The organism is Oerskovia rustica (genome assembly GCF_014836555.1).
GTDB lineage: Bacteria > Actinomycetota > Actinomycetes > Actinomycetales > Cellulomonadaceae > Oerskovia > Oerskovia rustica.
On sequence record NZ_JACSQQ010000001.1, the window covers coordinates 14,721 to 29,507 of the forward strand.

General features: G+C 70.9%; 13 protein-coding genes. 4 read left to right on the forward strand and 9 right to left on the reverse strand.

The genetic code is table 11. From position 1 onward, the window contains the following. Positions 1–50: 50 nt before the first annotated feature. Complete coding sequence (locus H9652_RS00040) at positions 51–2,273, reverse strand: hypothetical protein (RefSeq protein WP_191794096.1); 2,223 nt, start codon at positions 2,271–2,273, stop codon at positions 51–53. A 261-nt stretch (positions 2,274–2,534) separates the two neighbouring features. On the opposite strand from H9652_RS00040, the gene H9652_RS00045 reads away from it, so the two are divergent. After that, positions 2,535–3,932, forward strand: coding sequence for a coiled-coil domain-containing protein (locus H9652_RS00045; RefSeq protein ID WP_138823573.1), 1,398 nt, complete (start codon positions 2,535–2,537; stop codon positions 3,930–3,932). 4 nt (positions 3,933–3,936) lie between these two features. Next, positions 3,937–4,473 carry a hypothetical protein gene (locus tag H9652_RS00050; RefSeq protein WP_225227491.1) on the forward strand — a complete coding sequence of 179 codons (537 nt, stop codon included), beginning with the start codon at positions 3,937–3,939 and terminating at the stop codon, positions 4,471–4,473. 24 nt (positions 4,474–4,497) lie between these two features. Here H9652_RS00050 and H9652_RS00055 read toward each other — a convergent pair whose 3' ends face one another. The 3 genes from H9652_RS00055 to H9652_RS00065 form a co-directional block, all read right to left on the reverse strand. Continuing rightward, entirely contained in the window at positions 4,498–5,292 is a 795-nt protein-coding gene (locus H9652_RS00055; protein WP_191794097.1) for an alpha/beta fold hydrolase, read from the reverse strand. Continuing rightward, positions 5,289–6,092, reverse strand: a complete 804-nt coding sequence (locus H9652_RS00060) for an alpha/beta hydrolase (protein ID WP_191794257.1) — start codon at positions 6,090–6,092, stop codon at positions 5,289–5,291. Before H9652_RS00060 ends, H9652_RS00055 begins: the two co-directional genes overlap by 4 nt. Before the next feature lie 233 nt (positions 6,093–6,325). Next, positions 6,326–6,625: a hypothetical protein gene (locus H9652_RS00065; protein WP_138823569.1), complete on the reverse strand. Its 300-nt coding sequence runs from the start codon at positions 6,623–6,625 to the stop codon at positions 6,326–6,328. Positions 6,626–6,784: 159 nt separating this feature from the next. Between H9652_RS00065 and H9652_RS00070 the strand changes: the two genes are divergently transcribed. Next, the gene (locus H9652_RS00070) at positions 6,785–7,747 is read left to right on the forward strand and encodes an FKBP-type peptidyl-prolyl cis-trans isomerase (RefSeq protein WP_191794098.1); all 963 of its coding nucleotides are present in this window, start codon (positions 6,785–6,787) and stop codon (positions 7,745–7,747) included. 129 nt (positions 7,748–7,876) lie between these two features. After that, on the forward strand, positions 7,877–8,371 hold the full coding sequence (locus tag H9652_RS00075; RefSeq protein ID WP_191794099.1) for a phosphoribosyltransferase: 495 nt from the start codon (positions 7,877–7,879) through the stop codon (positions 8,369–8,371). 138 nt (positions 8,372–8,509) lie between these two features. On the opposite strand, the gene nrdF is transcribed toward H9652_RS00075, so the two are convergent. From nrdF to H9652_RS00100, 5 genes are all read right to left on the reverse strand, one after another. Beyond that, positions 8,510–9,490, reverse strand: coding sequence for a class 1b ribonucleoside-diphosphate reductase subunit beta (nrdF, locus tag H9652_RS00080; RefSeq protein WP_030149937.1), 981 nt, complete (start codon positions 9,488–9,490; stop codon positions 8,510–8,512). A 173-nt stretch (positions 9,491–9,663) separates the two neighbouring features. Beyond that, positions 9,664–11,823: a class 1b ribonucleoside-diphosphate reductase subunit alpha gene (gene nrdE, locus H9652_RS00085; protein WP_225227492.1), complete on the reverse strand. Its 2,160-nt coding sequence runs from the start codon at positions 11,821–11,823 to the stop codon at positions 9,664–9,666. Then, entirely contained in the window at positions 11,793–12,224 is a 432-nt protein-coding gene (gene nrdI, locus H9652_RS00090; protein WP_138823559.1) for a class Ib ribonucleoside-diphosphate reductase assembly flavoprotein NrdI, read from the reverse strand. Before nrdI ends, nrdE begins: the two co-directional genes overlap by 31 nt. Before the next feature lie 37 nt (positions 12,225–12,261). After that, positions 12,262–12,504, reverse strand: a complete 243-nt coding sequence (gene nrdH / locus H9652_RS00095) for a glutaredoxin-like protein NrdH (RefSeq protein ID WP_030149940.1) — start codon at positions 12,502–12,504, stop codon at positions 12,262–12,264. 643 nt (positions 12,505–13,147) lie between these two features. Next, positions 13,148–14,635, reverse strand: a complete 1,488-nt coding sequence (locus H9652_RS00100) for a GH1 family beta-glucosidase (protein ID WP_191794100.1) — start codon at positions 14,633–14,635, stop codon at positions 13,148–13,150. Positions 14,636–14,787: the final 152 nt, after the last annotated feature.

Consider the following 14,787-nt stretch of genomic DNA (forward strand, 5'->3'; position numbering starts at 1 on the left):
CCCGGGACACGGGGGGCGGGGCGCCCGGGACCGGGCGCATCCCTGAGGCGTCAGGAGGTCGCGACGGACGTCGCGACGTTCTCCATGCCGAGCACCTGGACGCCGGTCGTCGCACCCGCGGGCGGGATGTACATCGCGACCATGGTCGTGTACCCGACGTTGAGCTTGTTCGTCGGCTCGCTGGCCCCGAAGAGCGCCTTCTCGGTGTCCGACCCGGGAGCGATCTTGCCGCCCTCCTCGATCGTGCGCGTCTCGAGAGCGGTCAGCCCGGCCATGACCATCGCGCCGCCGTCGGCCGTGCGCACCGCGCGCGCCTGGTCGGGCGTCGGGGTGAACGTCATGGTCAACGAACCCTCGGCCTTGCTCAGCTCGGCCATCTGCACGGTCGCGTTGTTCGCGACCCACGCACGCAGCGGGTCGTCGGCGAACGACCCGGCGTACGCGGAGCCCGCACCGAGCGTCAGGACGTCCGCGTACTGCGCCACGGCGTCCGCCGGAGTCACGAGGAGCGACGGGTCGTCCATCGGGACGGACTCGCTGCCCACCGCAGGGCCCGCGAAGGCGGGCAGGGTCGCGCTCGGGAACAGCCTGACCCAGGCCCACAGCTTGTACGGGTCGCGGGCCGCCGTCTGCTCGTACGCGAGCAGGCGCGGGGACTGGAGGTCCTCGGGCTGGACGGTCACGGCGTAGGTCTGGCGGGGCCAGGTGTCCGTCGTCGTGATGATGTCCTGCTGGACGTCGGTCGGCAGCTTCGTGACCAGGTCCTGGTTGCCCCGCACCGCGGCGACCGCGAGCTGGCTCGTCCGGAGCGAGAGCGCCGGGCCGGCGAGGCGGTTGCCGAGCTGGGCGGCGTCGTTGGTCGCGGCCGCCTCGTCGAGCGAGGTGCCGACCGCGGTGCGGACCTCGGCCATCTGGTCGGCAGTCAGCGCAGGGACCGCTTCGGTGGGCGTCGGGTCCGGGTCTGCCGTGGGCACGGGCGAGGCGCAGCCTGCGAGCAGGATGGCCCCTGCGAGGACACCTGCTACGGCGGCCGTGCGGGTCGCGGAGCGGCGGGGGGTGCGCTTGCTCATCGGTCTCCTCCGGTCGTGTCGGGGGTCTGGGTCTGGTCGTCGTCGCCCGACGTGGGCGGGGCAGCCTTCGTCTGCCCGAAGCCCCACGCCTGACGCCAGGCGTCGGCCCGGGCGGCCGAGCCACCGTCGGCGCCGGCCTGGGGCGGGTACGACGGGCTGGGCGGCGGTGGCGTTCTTCTGCTGACCGGGCACGACCGGGATCTGCCCGGTCAGCCACCGGTTGCGGGGGCGCTGCGCGCGCGCCTCCTCCTGGGCTACGTTCTCGGCCTCGAGGCGCTGCCTCTCGGCCCTCTCCCGCAGCTCACGGCGGGTGAGCGTGGCGGTCGCGCCGGTCTGCGGCGAGGGCTCCCGCTGGGCGGTGCCTCGAGCGTCGCCGGACGCAGGGTCGGTCGGTGCGGGCGCACCCGTCGGGCCTGCGGTGCCCTCGGCCGTCCCAGCCGTCGGCTCGTCGCCCTTGCCCTTCGTGGTGCGCCCGGACGGCTTGCCGCCCTTCTTGCCGTCCTTCTTGCCACCCACGAACGAGATCACGCCGATCGCGAGCCCGGCCAGCAGGAGCAAGGTGCCCCCGGCGATCCCCGGCCACTGCCAGGGCGTCGAGACCTCTCGGGCCCAGGTCAGGGTCACGACCGGGGTGGCAGGGTCCTCACCGGTACCGGCAGCGAGCAGGCTCCAGCGGCCCGGTCGGTCGGACCAGCGCAGGCTGACCTCGCCCGCGCCCGACGACTCGGCGAACCACATGTCGGAGCCGGCCGGGTCCACGCCGACGACCGGCGCCGGAGCGGCCTCGTCGGTCGTGGCGTCACCCTCAGCGGGCGCCTCACCCTCGGCGGGAGCCTCGCCCTCGGCCGGGGTCTCCTCCGCCGGAGGCGGCGCGGCGACCGACCTGGTCGAGAGCGTGTCCCAGTCCGTGAGGCCCGTGACGACAGTGTGGGCGTCCGTGCCGACCCATCCCTCGACGTCGACCTCGCGGCCGATCACGAGCGTGACGGGCTTGTCGTCCGAGGTCTTCGCGGTGACGGTCACGTCGCCCGCGACCATGTCGAGGACGCCAGGATCGGAGACGACCAGGGGCGAGGAGCCGCCGGCGGGGGTCGTGGCGACCACCGTCTCGCTCTCACGCCAGATCGTCGCCGAGGCGACCCCCGTGCCGATCCCCACCAGGCCGAGCACGATCAGGCCGGCGGCCAGGATTCGTTGAAGCACCGAGTTTTCCCTTCGTCATGGACAATCCACAATAGAGGCGAACGAGCGTCGGATTCGAAAGTTCGCCGGATGGCGACGATCGCCGCAGACTCTTCACGAACTCCTCGCGACACCCTGACGGTACCCATTCCGGGTATTCAGGACACAGCCGGGCCACGTATCCTGGTGGACGATCCACAGGTCGGGCTGCCGGTGACGCGCCGGCACTCATCCCCCGACACCCATGCTGGCGTGGACCAGCCCAAGGCGGAAGGTCGACCCGTGTCCGACGAACGCACACTGTTCCCCATCACCATGCGCGGATACGACCGCATCATGGTGGAAGGCCAGCTGGCCAAGCTCGAGAAGGACCTCGAGGAGTCCCGACACCGAGCGGAGGCCGCTGACGCACGGGCCGTGCAGCTCACGTCGGACCTCCAGGACGCACAGCGTCAGCTGCGCGAGACGGACCGGCCCTCGTACGCCGGTCTGGGTTCCCGCATCGAGCAGCTCCTCCGCTCGGCCGAGGAGCAGTCGGCCGACATCCTGGCCCAGGCCAACGCGCAGGCCGTCGACATCATGTCGCGCGCCAAGGTCGCGGGCGGGCAGATCCGTTCGCGGGCCGAGAACGAGGTCGCCGAGCTCCTGTCGAACGCCCGCCGCGAGGCCGAGGAGATCCGCTCGACCGCCGCCGCGGAGACCGAGAGCACGCTGGTCGGCGCGCAGCGCCGCGCCGAGGAGTTCGTCGGCTCGGCCGAGCGCGAGGCCGCCCGCATCCAGAGCGCGCTGAACACCGAGGAGAGCGAGCGCCGCTCGAGCCTCGAGCGCGAGCTCGGCACGCTGCGTGCCCAGACCGAGCGCGAGACGACCGAGCTGCGCGTCGCGACCGAGCGCGAGACCGCGGAGCTCCGCGCCCGGGTCTCCGCCGAGACCGCGGCGATGCGTGAGGCCGCCGAGCGCGAGACGACCGAGCTGCGCGAGACGACGCGCCGCGAGGCCGAGCGCCAGGTCGCCGAGGCCAAGCGCGCCGCGTCCGAGGCCGCGAACGCCGTGACGTCGGAGATGGAGGAGCTGCGCGAGAAGGCGCGGACCGCCCTCGCCGAGGCCGAGCTCGACATCGCCCGCCGCCGCGAGGAGGCCGAGCTGGAGAGCGCCGCACGTCACCAGGTCGCCAAGGAGGAGACCGAGAAGCTCGTCACGACCGCCGAGTCGCACGCCTCGGACGCCGAGGCCCGCGTGGTCGCCGCGCTCGAGCAGGCCGAGAAGGTCCGCACCGAGTCCGACGAGTACGTCAAGGAGGTCATCGCGACCGCGCGCCACAACGCGGACCGCGTGGTCGCCGAGGCCCGCGAGTTCGCCGAGCAGACGGTCGGGGACGCCAAGGCGGAGGCCGAGCAGCAGCGCGCTGCCGCTCAGCGCCAGCTCGAGGACCTCACGCGCCAGCACGAGTCGATCAACACGTACCTCGACGAGCTGCGCGGTCTCCTGGGCGACAGCGACGCGGGTGCGGCCAAGGCGAAGGCCGCCGCTCCCGCCGCGATCGCGGGCACTCCCGCCCAGCGCGCTCGTGCGGCCAACCTCATGACCGCCGAGTTCCCGCAGGTCGAGGCCGCGGAGCCCGAGGCCGAGTCGGCACGCACGGCCGACGAGCCCGAGGCTCCGGCCCGGACCAAGGGCTGACGAGATGACGACCGACGGCGACGGCACGGGACGCACTCCCGGGTCGTCGCCGTCGCCGCGTCCGGAGGGGGCCAGCACGCACGGCGGTCCCGCCGGCACGCCGTCCGTCCCCGGCACCGGCCGGCCCGACGACGTCGCCGCCTGGCGTGCCCAGCGCACCGAGGCCGCGGCGCACCAGGCGGCCGAGCTCGAACGTCGCCGCGCGCAGGAGTCCGCCGAGGCGGCGGTCCTGCTGCACGAGTTCGTCGCCGAGGCCGGGCGCCGCGGCATCGCGCCCGTGCCGCTGCAGGCCCGGTCGTACGCGGGCGACGCGACGTACCGGACGCGCACGCTCGGCTGGTACCTGCGCAAGAACCGGACCCTCGCGGTCGGCACGGACGGCGCGTTCTACGTCCTCAGCGTCCCGGGCGGGCTCTCGGCCAGGCTGCGCGGCGCCGTCCTCACGCCCTCGGACCCGCCGCTCGTGCTCGGCAAGGGCGGCCGCGACGGCGAGTCGATCTCGCTCGCCGACGCCATCGCGCTGGTCCTCGAGCGCGGCTGACCCGCACCGCCGACGCCGCCGGCGTCACCCCTTGGCGGTCGCCCAGAGGTCTCCGAGCGCGTTCGCGACCGCTGCCGGCTCCTCGACCGCGCTCATGTGACCGGCAGACTGCACCAGGACGAGCGAGGTGCCGCGTGCGGCCGCGACCATGTGCTCTGCCGCCTCGACGGGCGTCAGGGTGTCCTCCTCGCCCACGACCACGGTGACCGGACCCGCGAAGCGAGCCAGGACCTCGGTGCGGTCCGGGCGGGCGGCCATGGCGCGCTGGGCCCACGCGACGCCGTCGGGCCGCTGGGAACGGATCCACTCCTCGAGGCGGGCCGTCAGCGCGGGGCGCGCGACCTTGCTCGTCGCCCCGAGGAGCGCACCCGGCATGCCGAGCACGGCGTCGACCGTGGCGCTGCTCGTGACGGCGTCGGCGATGCGCAGGCGGTTGGCCCGCGCCTCGTCCGTGTCGGCCGTGGACTTGGTGTCCACGAGGCCGAGGGCGACGGTGAACTCGGGGTGCCGCTCGGCGGCCGCGAGCGCGACGTAGCCGCCCATCGACATCCCGACGACCACCGCGCGCTCGACCCCCGCGGCACGCGCCGCGGCGACCACGCCGTCCGCCGCGGCCTCGATCGAGGCGTGCTCGGCACCGTGCGGGCTCTGGCCCGCGCCGGGGAGGTCCACCGCGAGGACCGTGGCGCCGTTCGGCAGGGCGGCGGCGACGTCGAGCCACATGCGGTGGTCGAACGGGAAGCCGTGCACGAGCAGCACGGGCAGCCCGTGGCCGTGGCGCAGCGTGTGGAGGGCGAGGCTTCGGTCGGTCGTGGTCATGGTTCCTGTCCCGTCGTCGATGGCTGGACGTGCGTGCGGCTCGCGTCGTAGGAGGCCTGGTCGGTGGACTCGGTGTCGGTCCCGGTCTCGGTCGCCGCGTCCCACGTCGTGGGCAGCGGCACGGGGAAGCCGGGCAGGACGTGCGCGACGATCTCGTCGAGCACGCGGCGCACCGACGGCTCCCCGACCCACAGGTGCTTCGCCCCCTCGACCGCGATGACCTCGGCCCGGGGCACGCGCGCGAACCGGCGGCGTGCCTCGTCGGGGCGCAGGTAGTCGTCGAGCTCAGGGACGAGCACCACGAGCGGCTTGCCGAACGCCGCCCAGCGGTCCAGGTCGTCGTCGGTCGCGCGGTGCAGGGGCGGGGAGAGCAGGATCGCGCCCTCGATGCCCGGGTCGGTGCCGTGCTTGAGCGCGATCTCGGTCCCGAACGACCATCCGACGAGCCACCGGTTCGGCAGGTCGTGGAACTCGGCGAGCTCGATCGCGGCGGCGACGTCGAAGCGCTCGGCCTCGCCGCCGTCGAACGCGCCCTCGCTCGTCCCGCGCGGGGACGACGTCCCCCGGGTGTTGAAGCGCAGCACCGCGAGGTCAGCGAGCGCGGGCAGGCGCCATGCGGCCTTGCGGTAGACGTGGGAGTCCATGTAGCCGCCGTGCGTGGGCAGCGGGTGCAGCGTGATCAGCGTGCCCGACGGCGCCGCGTGCGCCGGGAGCGCGAGCTCACCCACGAGGGTCAGGCCGTCCGCGGTGTGCAGCTCGACGTCCTCGCGGCGGGCCGGCAGCACCGTGAGCGAACGGATCGGGGCACCGTGATCGGCGGGCCTGCCCTCGGGGGCCGTGGGCGCCGCCGGGGGCTCCTGCGGTGCGGGCTGCGTCGCGGCAGCCGGCGCGGCGGGCTGGTCTGCGGCCTGGGCGGCGGGCTCGTCGGGGTGGTCGGTCGCTGGAGCGGGACGGTGCGCGTTCATCACGACCGAGCCTAGCCGCCGGTCCCTCCGGACGACGGCCCGGCGCGTGCGGGGCTGTGCCGTGCGCGTCAGCGCCGACGTTCGCGGGCCGACCAGCAGCCCGAGTGCCAGTGCCGGCGGTCCTCGAGGGCCGAGGCCGCGCCGAACATCGAGTCGTTCGCCCAGGCCACGACGTGGCTCGTGCCCGCCGGGATGGTCTGCCGGCACCCCGGGCACACGTAGGACTTGTCTCCCGAACGCACCGTGCGGACCGACCACTCGCCGTCGGCCCCCGACTCCGAGCGCAGCCCGCCCAGGGCACGGCCCAGGTCGAGCGGGGCGGGTTCTGCCCCCCAGGGGCGGCGACGGGAGGGACGCTTCGACGGCATCCGTCCATTGTCCCTGCTCGTGTCCCTGCTCGCGGCGTACGAGGCGCCCCTCCCAGCGGCCTCCCAGAGAGTGGCGCTAGAGTTACCTGGCCTGCAACCCGTGCTCGGCGACGTGCTCGCCACCGGTCGTGCGCGGACACCCCCGAACGAAGGATCCCTGTGAAGCTCCGTACCTCCCGCGGCCTCGTCGCGATCGCCCTGGGGACCGCCCTGGTCCTCTCCGGCTGCGCGAGCGGCAACGACGGCGGCGCCAGCCCGTCGCCCTCCGACGCCGCCGCCACCGACATCCCGACGCCCTCCGCAGAGGACATCGCGGCGCTCGAGGCCGTCAAGGTCACCGGGGACGTCGGCGCCGAGCCCACGGTGGAGTTCGCGACGCCGTTCACGGTCTCGGCGGCGACCGCACGGTCGCTCGACGAGGGTGACGGTGACCCCATCACCAAGGGACAGCAGATCTCGATGCAGTCTGCGGCCTTCCTGGGGACCGACGGCAGCAAGGCGATGTCGACGTGGGACACGAACAGCCCCGAGCAACTCGTCCTGGACGACAACCTGTACCCGCAGCTGCTCGACGTCCTCGTCGGCAAGAAGGTCGGGACGCGCTTCCTCTTCGCCGCTCCCATGAACGACGGTTCGGGCACGCTCGTGACCGTCGCCGAGGTCGTCGAGACCAAGGACGTGCCGGACCCGGCCGACGTGCCGACCCGCGCCGAGGGTGAGGCCGTGACCCCGGCCGACGGGCTCCCCGTCGTCACGCTCGACGACACGGGCAAGCCGAGCATCGCCGTCCCCGAGGGGTACACGGCGCCGACCGAGCTCGTCGTCCAGCCCCTCATCAAGGGCACCGGCCCGGAGGTGACCGCCGACCAGACGATCATCGCGAACTACACCGGGTGGAAGCTCGACGGCACGCAGTTCGACTCCTCGTGGGACCGCGGCACGCCCGCCACCTTCCCGCTGAACGGCGTGGTCGCCGGTTGGACGCAGGGGCTCACGGGCCAGACGGTCGGCAGCCAGGTGCTGCTCGTCATCCCGCCGTCGCTCGGCTACGGCGCCTCTGAGGGCCACGAGCTGCAGAACGAGACCCTCGTCTTCGTCGTGGACATCCTCGCGGCGTACTGAGTCTCTTCAGCCTCACCGAAGGGCCGCCTCCCGTTCGCGGGGGGCGGCCTTTCTCGTGTGCTGGACCGTGCCGTCCTGCGCTCGCCCCTCGGCGGGCCGACCCCCAGGTGCAGCACCTAGGCTCTGCCCATGAGCACAGAGCGCGAAGTCATGACGTGGGAGCTGTTCGGCACCGCGTCCAGGCAGCTGGCCGAGCAGGTGGTGGCCGGCGGCTTCCTGCCCGACGTCGTGGTCGCCATCGCCCGCGGCGGCCTCCTGCCCGGTGGCGCCGTGGCGTACGCGCTGGGGACCAAGGGCGTGGGGACGCTCAACGTCGAGTTCTACACGGACATCGGCCAGACCCTCGCCGACCCGCGCGTCCTGCCCCCGCTCATGGACACGTCCGAGCTCCCTGGGTCGAAGGTCCTCGTGGTCGACGACGTCGCGGACTCGGGCCGCACCCTCGCCCTGGTCATGGGCATGCTCGCCGAGCACGGCACCGAGGCACGCTCCGCGGTGCTCTACACCAAGCCGCGCACGATCATCCAGCCGGACTTCGCCTGGAAGGAGACCGACCTGTGGATCACGTTCCCGTGGTCGGCCGAGCCTCCGGTCGAGGGCGCGATGTCGAGGCCGAACGACTGACGCGCCCCCACGAGCACGACGACGCCCCGTCGCTCCTTCGAGGAGCAGCGGGGCGTCGGTCGTTCGAGGGGTGCGGTGCCGGTGCCGGGTCAGCGCGGGCTCACGCGAGCGCGGACCTGACGGGCACGGTCGACGGGATCAGAAGTCCCAGTCGTCGTCCTCGGTGTTCACGGCCTTGCCGATCACGTAGGACGAGCCCGAGCCGGAGAAGAAGTCGTGGTTCTCGTCGGCGTTCGGGGACAGCGCGGACAGGATCGCCGGGTTGACGTCGGTCTCGTCCTTGGGGAACAGCGCCTCGTAGCCCAGGTTCATGAGGGCCTTGTTGGCGTTGTAGCGCAGGAACTTCTTGACGTCCTCGGTCAGCCCGACACCGTCGTAGAGGTCGGCCGTGTACTGGACCTCGTTCTCGTAGAGCTCGAAGAGCAGCTCGTACGTGTAGGCCTTCATCTCGTCGCGCTCCTCGGGGCTGAGCTTCTCGAGCCCCTTCTGGAACTTGTAGCCGATGTAGTACCCGTGCACGGCCTCGTCGCGGATGATGAGGCGGATCAGGTCAGCGGTGTTCGTGAGCTTGGCCCGGCTCGACCAGTACATCGGGAGGTAGAAGCCCGAGTAGAACAGGAAGGACTCGAGGAGCGTGCTCGCGACCTTGCGCTTGAGCGGCGAGTCGCCCTTGTAGTACTCCATGACGATCTCGGCCTTGCGCTGGAGGTTGGGGTTCTCCTCCGACCAGCGGAACGCCTCGTCGATCTCGCGCGTCGAGCACAGCGTCGAGAAGATCGACGAGTAGCTCTTGGCGTGCACGGACTCCATGAAGGCGATGTTGGTGTACACGGCCTCCTCGTGCGGGGTGATCGCGTCCGGGATGAGCGACACGGCGCCCACGGTGCCCTGGATGGTGTCCAGGAGCGTGAGGCCGGTGAAGACGCGCATGGTGAGCGTCTTCTCCTCCTCGGTGAGCGTGGCCCAGCTCTGGATGTCGTTGGAGACCGGCACCTTCTCGGGGAGCCAGAAGTTCCCGACGAGCCGGTCCCAGACCTCGGCGTCCTTGTCGTCCTCGAGACGGTTCCAGTTGATCGCGGACACGCGATCGATGAGCTTCAGCTTGCCAGTGGGTGACATGTCGTTCTTCTTCTTTCTCAGCACGGTGCCAGCGACGAGACGAGGGGTCCTGCGGGCGGCGGGAACGGGAGGGGCGCCGGTCGTGGGCGGGCCTGGCGGGGGCCGCGAGGCACGAGCGGCCCGGGAAGACCGGCGCCCCTCCCGTGGACGTCGCCCTCAGGCGACGAGGACGATCACAGCATGCAGGAGACGCAACCCTCGACCTCGGTGCCCTCGAGCGCGAGCTGACGCAGGCGGATGTAGTACAAGGTCTTGATGCCCTTGCGCCAGGCGTAGATCTGCGCACGGTTGACGTCGCGCGTGGTCGCGGTGTCCTTGAAGAACAGCGTGAGGCTCAGGCCCTGGTCCACGTGCTGCGTCGCCGCGGCGTACGTGTCGATGATCTTCTCGTAGCCGATCTCGTACGCGTCCTGGTAGTACTCCAGGTTGTCGTTCGTCAGGTAGGGAGCCGGGTAGTAGACGCGCCCGATCTTGCCCTCCTTGCGGATCTCGATCTTCGAGGCGACCGGGTGGATCGACGACGTCGAGTTGTTGATGTAGGAGATCGAGCCGGTCGGCGGGACGGCCTGGAGGTTCTGGTTGTAGATGCCGTGCTCCTTGACGGACGCGGCGAGCGCCTTCCAGTCCTCCTGCGTGGGGATGTGCACGCCGGCGGTCTCGAACAGCTCCTTGACGCGCGGCGTCGCGGGCTCCCACACCTGGGTCGTGTACTTCTCGAAGTACTCGCCCGAGGCGTACGTCGAGTCCTCGAACCCGCCGAACGCACGGCCGCGCTCGATCGCGAGACGGTTGCTCGCGGCGATCGCGTGGTAGGCCACGGTGTAGAAGTAGATGTTCGTGAAGTCGATGCCTTCATCGGAGCCGTAGAACACGCGCTCACGTGCGAGGTAGCCGTGCAGGTTCATCTGCCCGAGGCCGATCGCGTGGCCGGACTCGTTGGCACGCTTGATCGACGGGACGGACTCGATGCTCGTCTGGTCGGACACGGCCGTCAGGGCACGGATCGCGGTGTCGATCGTCTTGGCGAAGTCCGGCGAGTCCATCGTCTTGGCGATGTTGAGCGAGCCCAGGTTGCACGAGATGTCGCGGCCGACGTGGTCGTACGACAGGTCCTCGTTGTACGTCGAGGGCGTCGAGACCTGGAGGATCTCGGAGCACAGGTTCGAGTGGGTGATGCGGCCCTTGATGGGGTTCGCCTTGTTCACCGTGTCCTCGAACATGACGTACGGGTAGCCGGACTCGAACTGGAGCTCGGCGAGGGTCTGGAAGAACTCGCGCGCCTTGATCTTGGTCTTGCGGATGCGTGCGTCGTCGACCATCTCGTCGTACTTCTCCGAGACCGAGATGTCGGCGAAGGGCTTGCCGTAGACGCGCTCGACGTCGTACGGCGAGAAGAGGTACATGTCCTCGTTCTTCTTCGCCAGGTCGAACGTGATGTCGGGGATGACGACGCCGAGGGACAGCGTCTTGATGCGGATCTTCTCGTCGGCGTTCTCACGCTTGGTGTCGAGGAACCGCATGATGTCGGGGTGGTGCGCGTGCAGGTAGACGGCACCGGCACCCTGGCGGGCCCCGAGCTGGTTCGCGTAGGAGAAGGAGTCCTCGAGGAGCTTCATCACGGGGATGACGCCCGAGGACTGGTTCTCGATGTGCTTGATCGGGGCGCCGTGCTCACGGATGTTGCTCAGGAGCAGGGCGACGCCGCCGCCGCGCTTGGAGAGCTGCAGCGCGGAGTTGATGCCGCGCGCGATGGACTCCATGTTGTCCTCGATGCGCAGCAGGAAGCAGGACACGGGCTCGCCGCGCTGCGCCTTGCCGATGTTGAGGAACGTCGGGGTCGCGGGCTGGAAGCGGCCTGCGACGATCTCCTCGACGATGTCGAGCGCGGTCTGCTCGTTGCCGTCCGCGAGGCCGAGCGCGACCATGGACACGCGGTCCTCGAAGCGCTCGAGGTACCGCTTGCCGTCGAACGTCTTGAGCGTGTACGAGGTGTAGTACTTGAACGCACCGAGGAACGTGTCGAAGCGGAACTTCTTGGAGTACGCGAACTCGAAGAGCGACTTGACGAAGGCGCGGTCGTACTTGGCGAGGACCGCGGGGTCGTAGTACTTGTTCTCGACCAGGTAGTCGAGCTTCTCCTCGAGGCTGTGGAAGAAGACCGTGTTCTGGTTCACGTGCTGCAGGAAGTACTGGCGCGCAGCCTGGCGGTCCTTGTCGAACTGGATCTCGCCGTCGGGGCCGTACAGGTTGAGCATCGCGTTGAGTGCGTGGTAGTCGAGCTCGACTCCCGCAGCCACCGTGCTCACGCTGGAATCCGTGACTGTCGTTGCCAAAATCGTCCCAATCCGTCGCGGACGCGCTCGACGTCCTCGGCTGTTCCAAGAAGCTCGAAGGCGTACAGGTAGGGCACCTGGCACTTCGAGGAGATGATGTCGCCGGCGATGCAGTAGGCAGCGCCGAAGTTGGTGTTGCCCGCGGCGATCACGCCGCGGATCAACGACCGGTTGTGTGCGTCGTTCAAGAACTTGATGACCTGGCGGGGCACTGCCCCGCCCTCGTTGCCGCCGCCGTACGTCGGGATCATCAGGACGTACGGCTCGTCGACCCGCAGGAACTCGTCCTTGGGTCGCAGCGGGATGCGGTGGACCGACTGGCCGCGGTCCTCGAGGCCCAGCCTCTGGACGAACCGGTGCGTGGTGTCCGAGACGCTGGAGAAGTAGACGAGCGATCCCATGTCACACCTCGCAGCGGGGACCGGAGGGACGAGCTGCTCAGGCGACGGGAGCGACCTTCGCCGCGAGTGCGTTGATCTGGTCGGGGCGGAAGCCCGACCAGTGGTCGTCGCCCGCGATGACGACGGGTGCCTGCAGGTAGCCGAGGCCGCGGACCAGCTCGAGCGCCTCGGCGTCCTGGCTGATGTCCACGACCGAGTACTCGATGCCCTTCTTGTCGAGGGCGCGGTAGGTCGCGTCGCACTGAACGCAAGCCGGCTTGCTGTAGACCGTGATGCTCATCTGGTCAGTCTCCTCGTGTAGGGGATCGGTCTTCCACGGGTCTCGGGTGGACTCCGCGAAGGGTCCTGACCTCGAAGAACACTGGTGGAACTACGATCGTGTGATGTGCCCGAGGAGATGATGCGCTCCCTGGTGCTGACCACTATACCTAGTGGGCGGGCTTGGCGCTCGGCACTAGATGTCGTGGTCGGGTGATTCTGGTCGCCTCATCCTCGGGGCCCCTCGGAGTGTGCTACAAGTACGGATCCATCCTCCCAGGAGGCACTGACAGGACCCGCCGGACGTCGTCGTCCACCGCTCGTCCGCACCTCGATCCGCACGCTCTCGCGGCCCCGGCGACTTCTCCACAGGCTGTGGAGGATCGTCGTCCACACGCTGTGGGGAGCCGGTCCGCCCTCGTGGTCGACTCACGAGGGTCGTCGAACCGCATCGTCGGGCCGCGACCAGCACACCGCGAAGCGGACAAGCCGGGCAGAAAATTCTCAGGCGTGTCGTGTCCGCTCGGCGTGTCGCGCGGATCCGGTCGGGCTGCGACAAAGATCACCGGCTCCCCGTCGGCACCGTCCGGGGCACAGCGCACGACGTCCGGGCCTTCCCCTCTCAGGAAGGCCCGGACGTCCGCGGTCGGGACGTGCCGTCGGGGTCAGACCTCGTCGACCCCGGGCAGCACCGACGTCGTCGCGAGCCGGCGGTACCAGTGGGCCGAGTCCTTCCACGTCCGCTCGAGCGTGTCGTAGTCGACCCGGATGATCCCGAAGCGGCGGTCGTAGCCGTAGCCCCACTCGAAGTTGTCGAGCAGCGACCACGCGAAGTACCCGCGCACGTCGGCGCCTGCGTCGATCGCGGCCCCGACCGCGTCGATGTGGTCGTGCAGGTACGCCACGCGGCGGTCGTCGTGGACCCGGGCGGTCCCGTCGGCGTCGACGCTGACCTCGTCGTCGAAGGCCGCACCGTTCTCGGTGACCATGAGCGGCTGGTCGGGGTAGGCCTGGTGCACCGAGAGCAGCAGCTCGGTCATGCCCGCGGGCTCGATGTTCCAGCCCATCGCCGTGTAGGGGCCGGGCTGCTGGACGAACTCGACGTCGTCGACCCCGATCCACGGGCTGTGGCTCGACGCGCCGTGGCCGTCGCTCTCGGACCGCTCACCGTTCCCGGCGAAGTGCCGGACGCGCACGGTCGAGTAGTAGTTGACGCCGAGGATCGACAGCGGCTGGCGCACGAGCTCCAGGTCGCCGTCCTGGACGAACGACCAGTCGCTGACGTGCGCGGTATCCGCGAGCAGGTCCGCGGGGTAGGCGCCGTCGAGCAGCGGGCCGAGGAACGCCCGGTTGGCGAGCGCGTCGATCTTCCGCACGGCGTCGAGGTCTGCGTCCGAGGTGGGGTCGTCGGGCCGGATGACGTGCAGGTTGAGGGTCACCGAGGTCTTGGCGTCCTCGCCCAGCTCGTCACGGATCGCGCGGCACGCGAGCCCGTGAGCGAGGTTGAGGTGGTGCACGGCCGCGAGCGCCGCGACGGGCTCGGTGCGGCCGGGGGCGTGCACGCCCGACCCGTAGCCGAGGTAGGCCGAGCACCAGGGCTCGTTGAGCGTGGTCCACACGTCGATGCGGTCGCCGAGCTCGCGGGCCATCCGACGCGCGTACTCCGCGAACGCGGAGGCGGTCTCGCGGTTCGCCCAGCCGCCACGGTCCTCGAGCTCCTGCGGGAGGTCCCAGTGGTAGAGCGTCACGACGGGCTTGACCCCGGCCTCGAGGAGCGCGTCCACGAGCCGCGAGTAGAACGCGATGCCCTCGGGGTTGAACTCCCCTGTCCCGCCGGGCTGGACGCGCGACCAGGAGATGGAGAAGCGGTACGCCCCGAGCCCGAGCTCCTTGATGTGCTGCACGTCCTCGGCCCACCGGTGGTAGTGGTCGTCGGCGACGTCCCCGGTGTCGCCGTTCAGGGTGCGGCCGGGCGTGTGGGAGTAGGTGTCCCAGATGGAGGGGCCGCGGCCGCCCTCGGCGGCGGCTCCCTCGATCTGGTAGGCAGCGGTGGCCGATCCCCAGAGGAAGTCGGTCGGGAAGGCCCGCCGTGCGGGCGGCTGCGCTGTGGACGGTGCGGGGTCGGCGTCCTGCCGGGTGGCGACGGTGCTCACGGTGTTCCTTCGGTCGGTCGTCGGGTGGATGGTCTGACGGAGCGTGGAAGCGCTCTCACGTATCGATTCGATCAGCGTACCCACGCTGCCGGGCGACGTCGAGGGCAGGTGGTGGGGGGGGGGGGGGGGGGGGGGGGGGGGGGGGGGGGGGG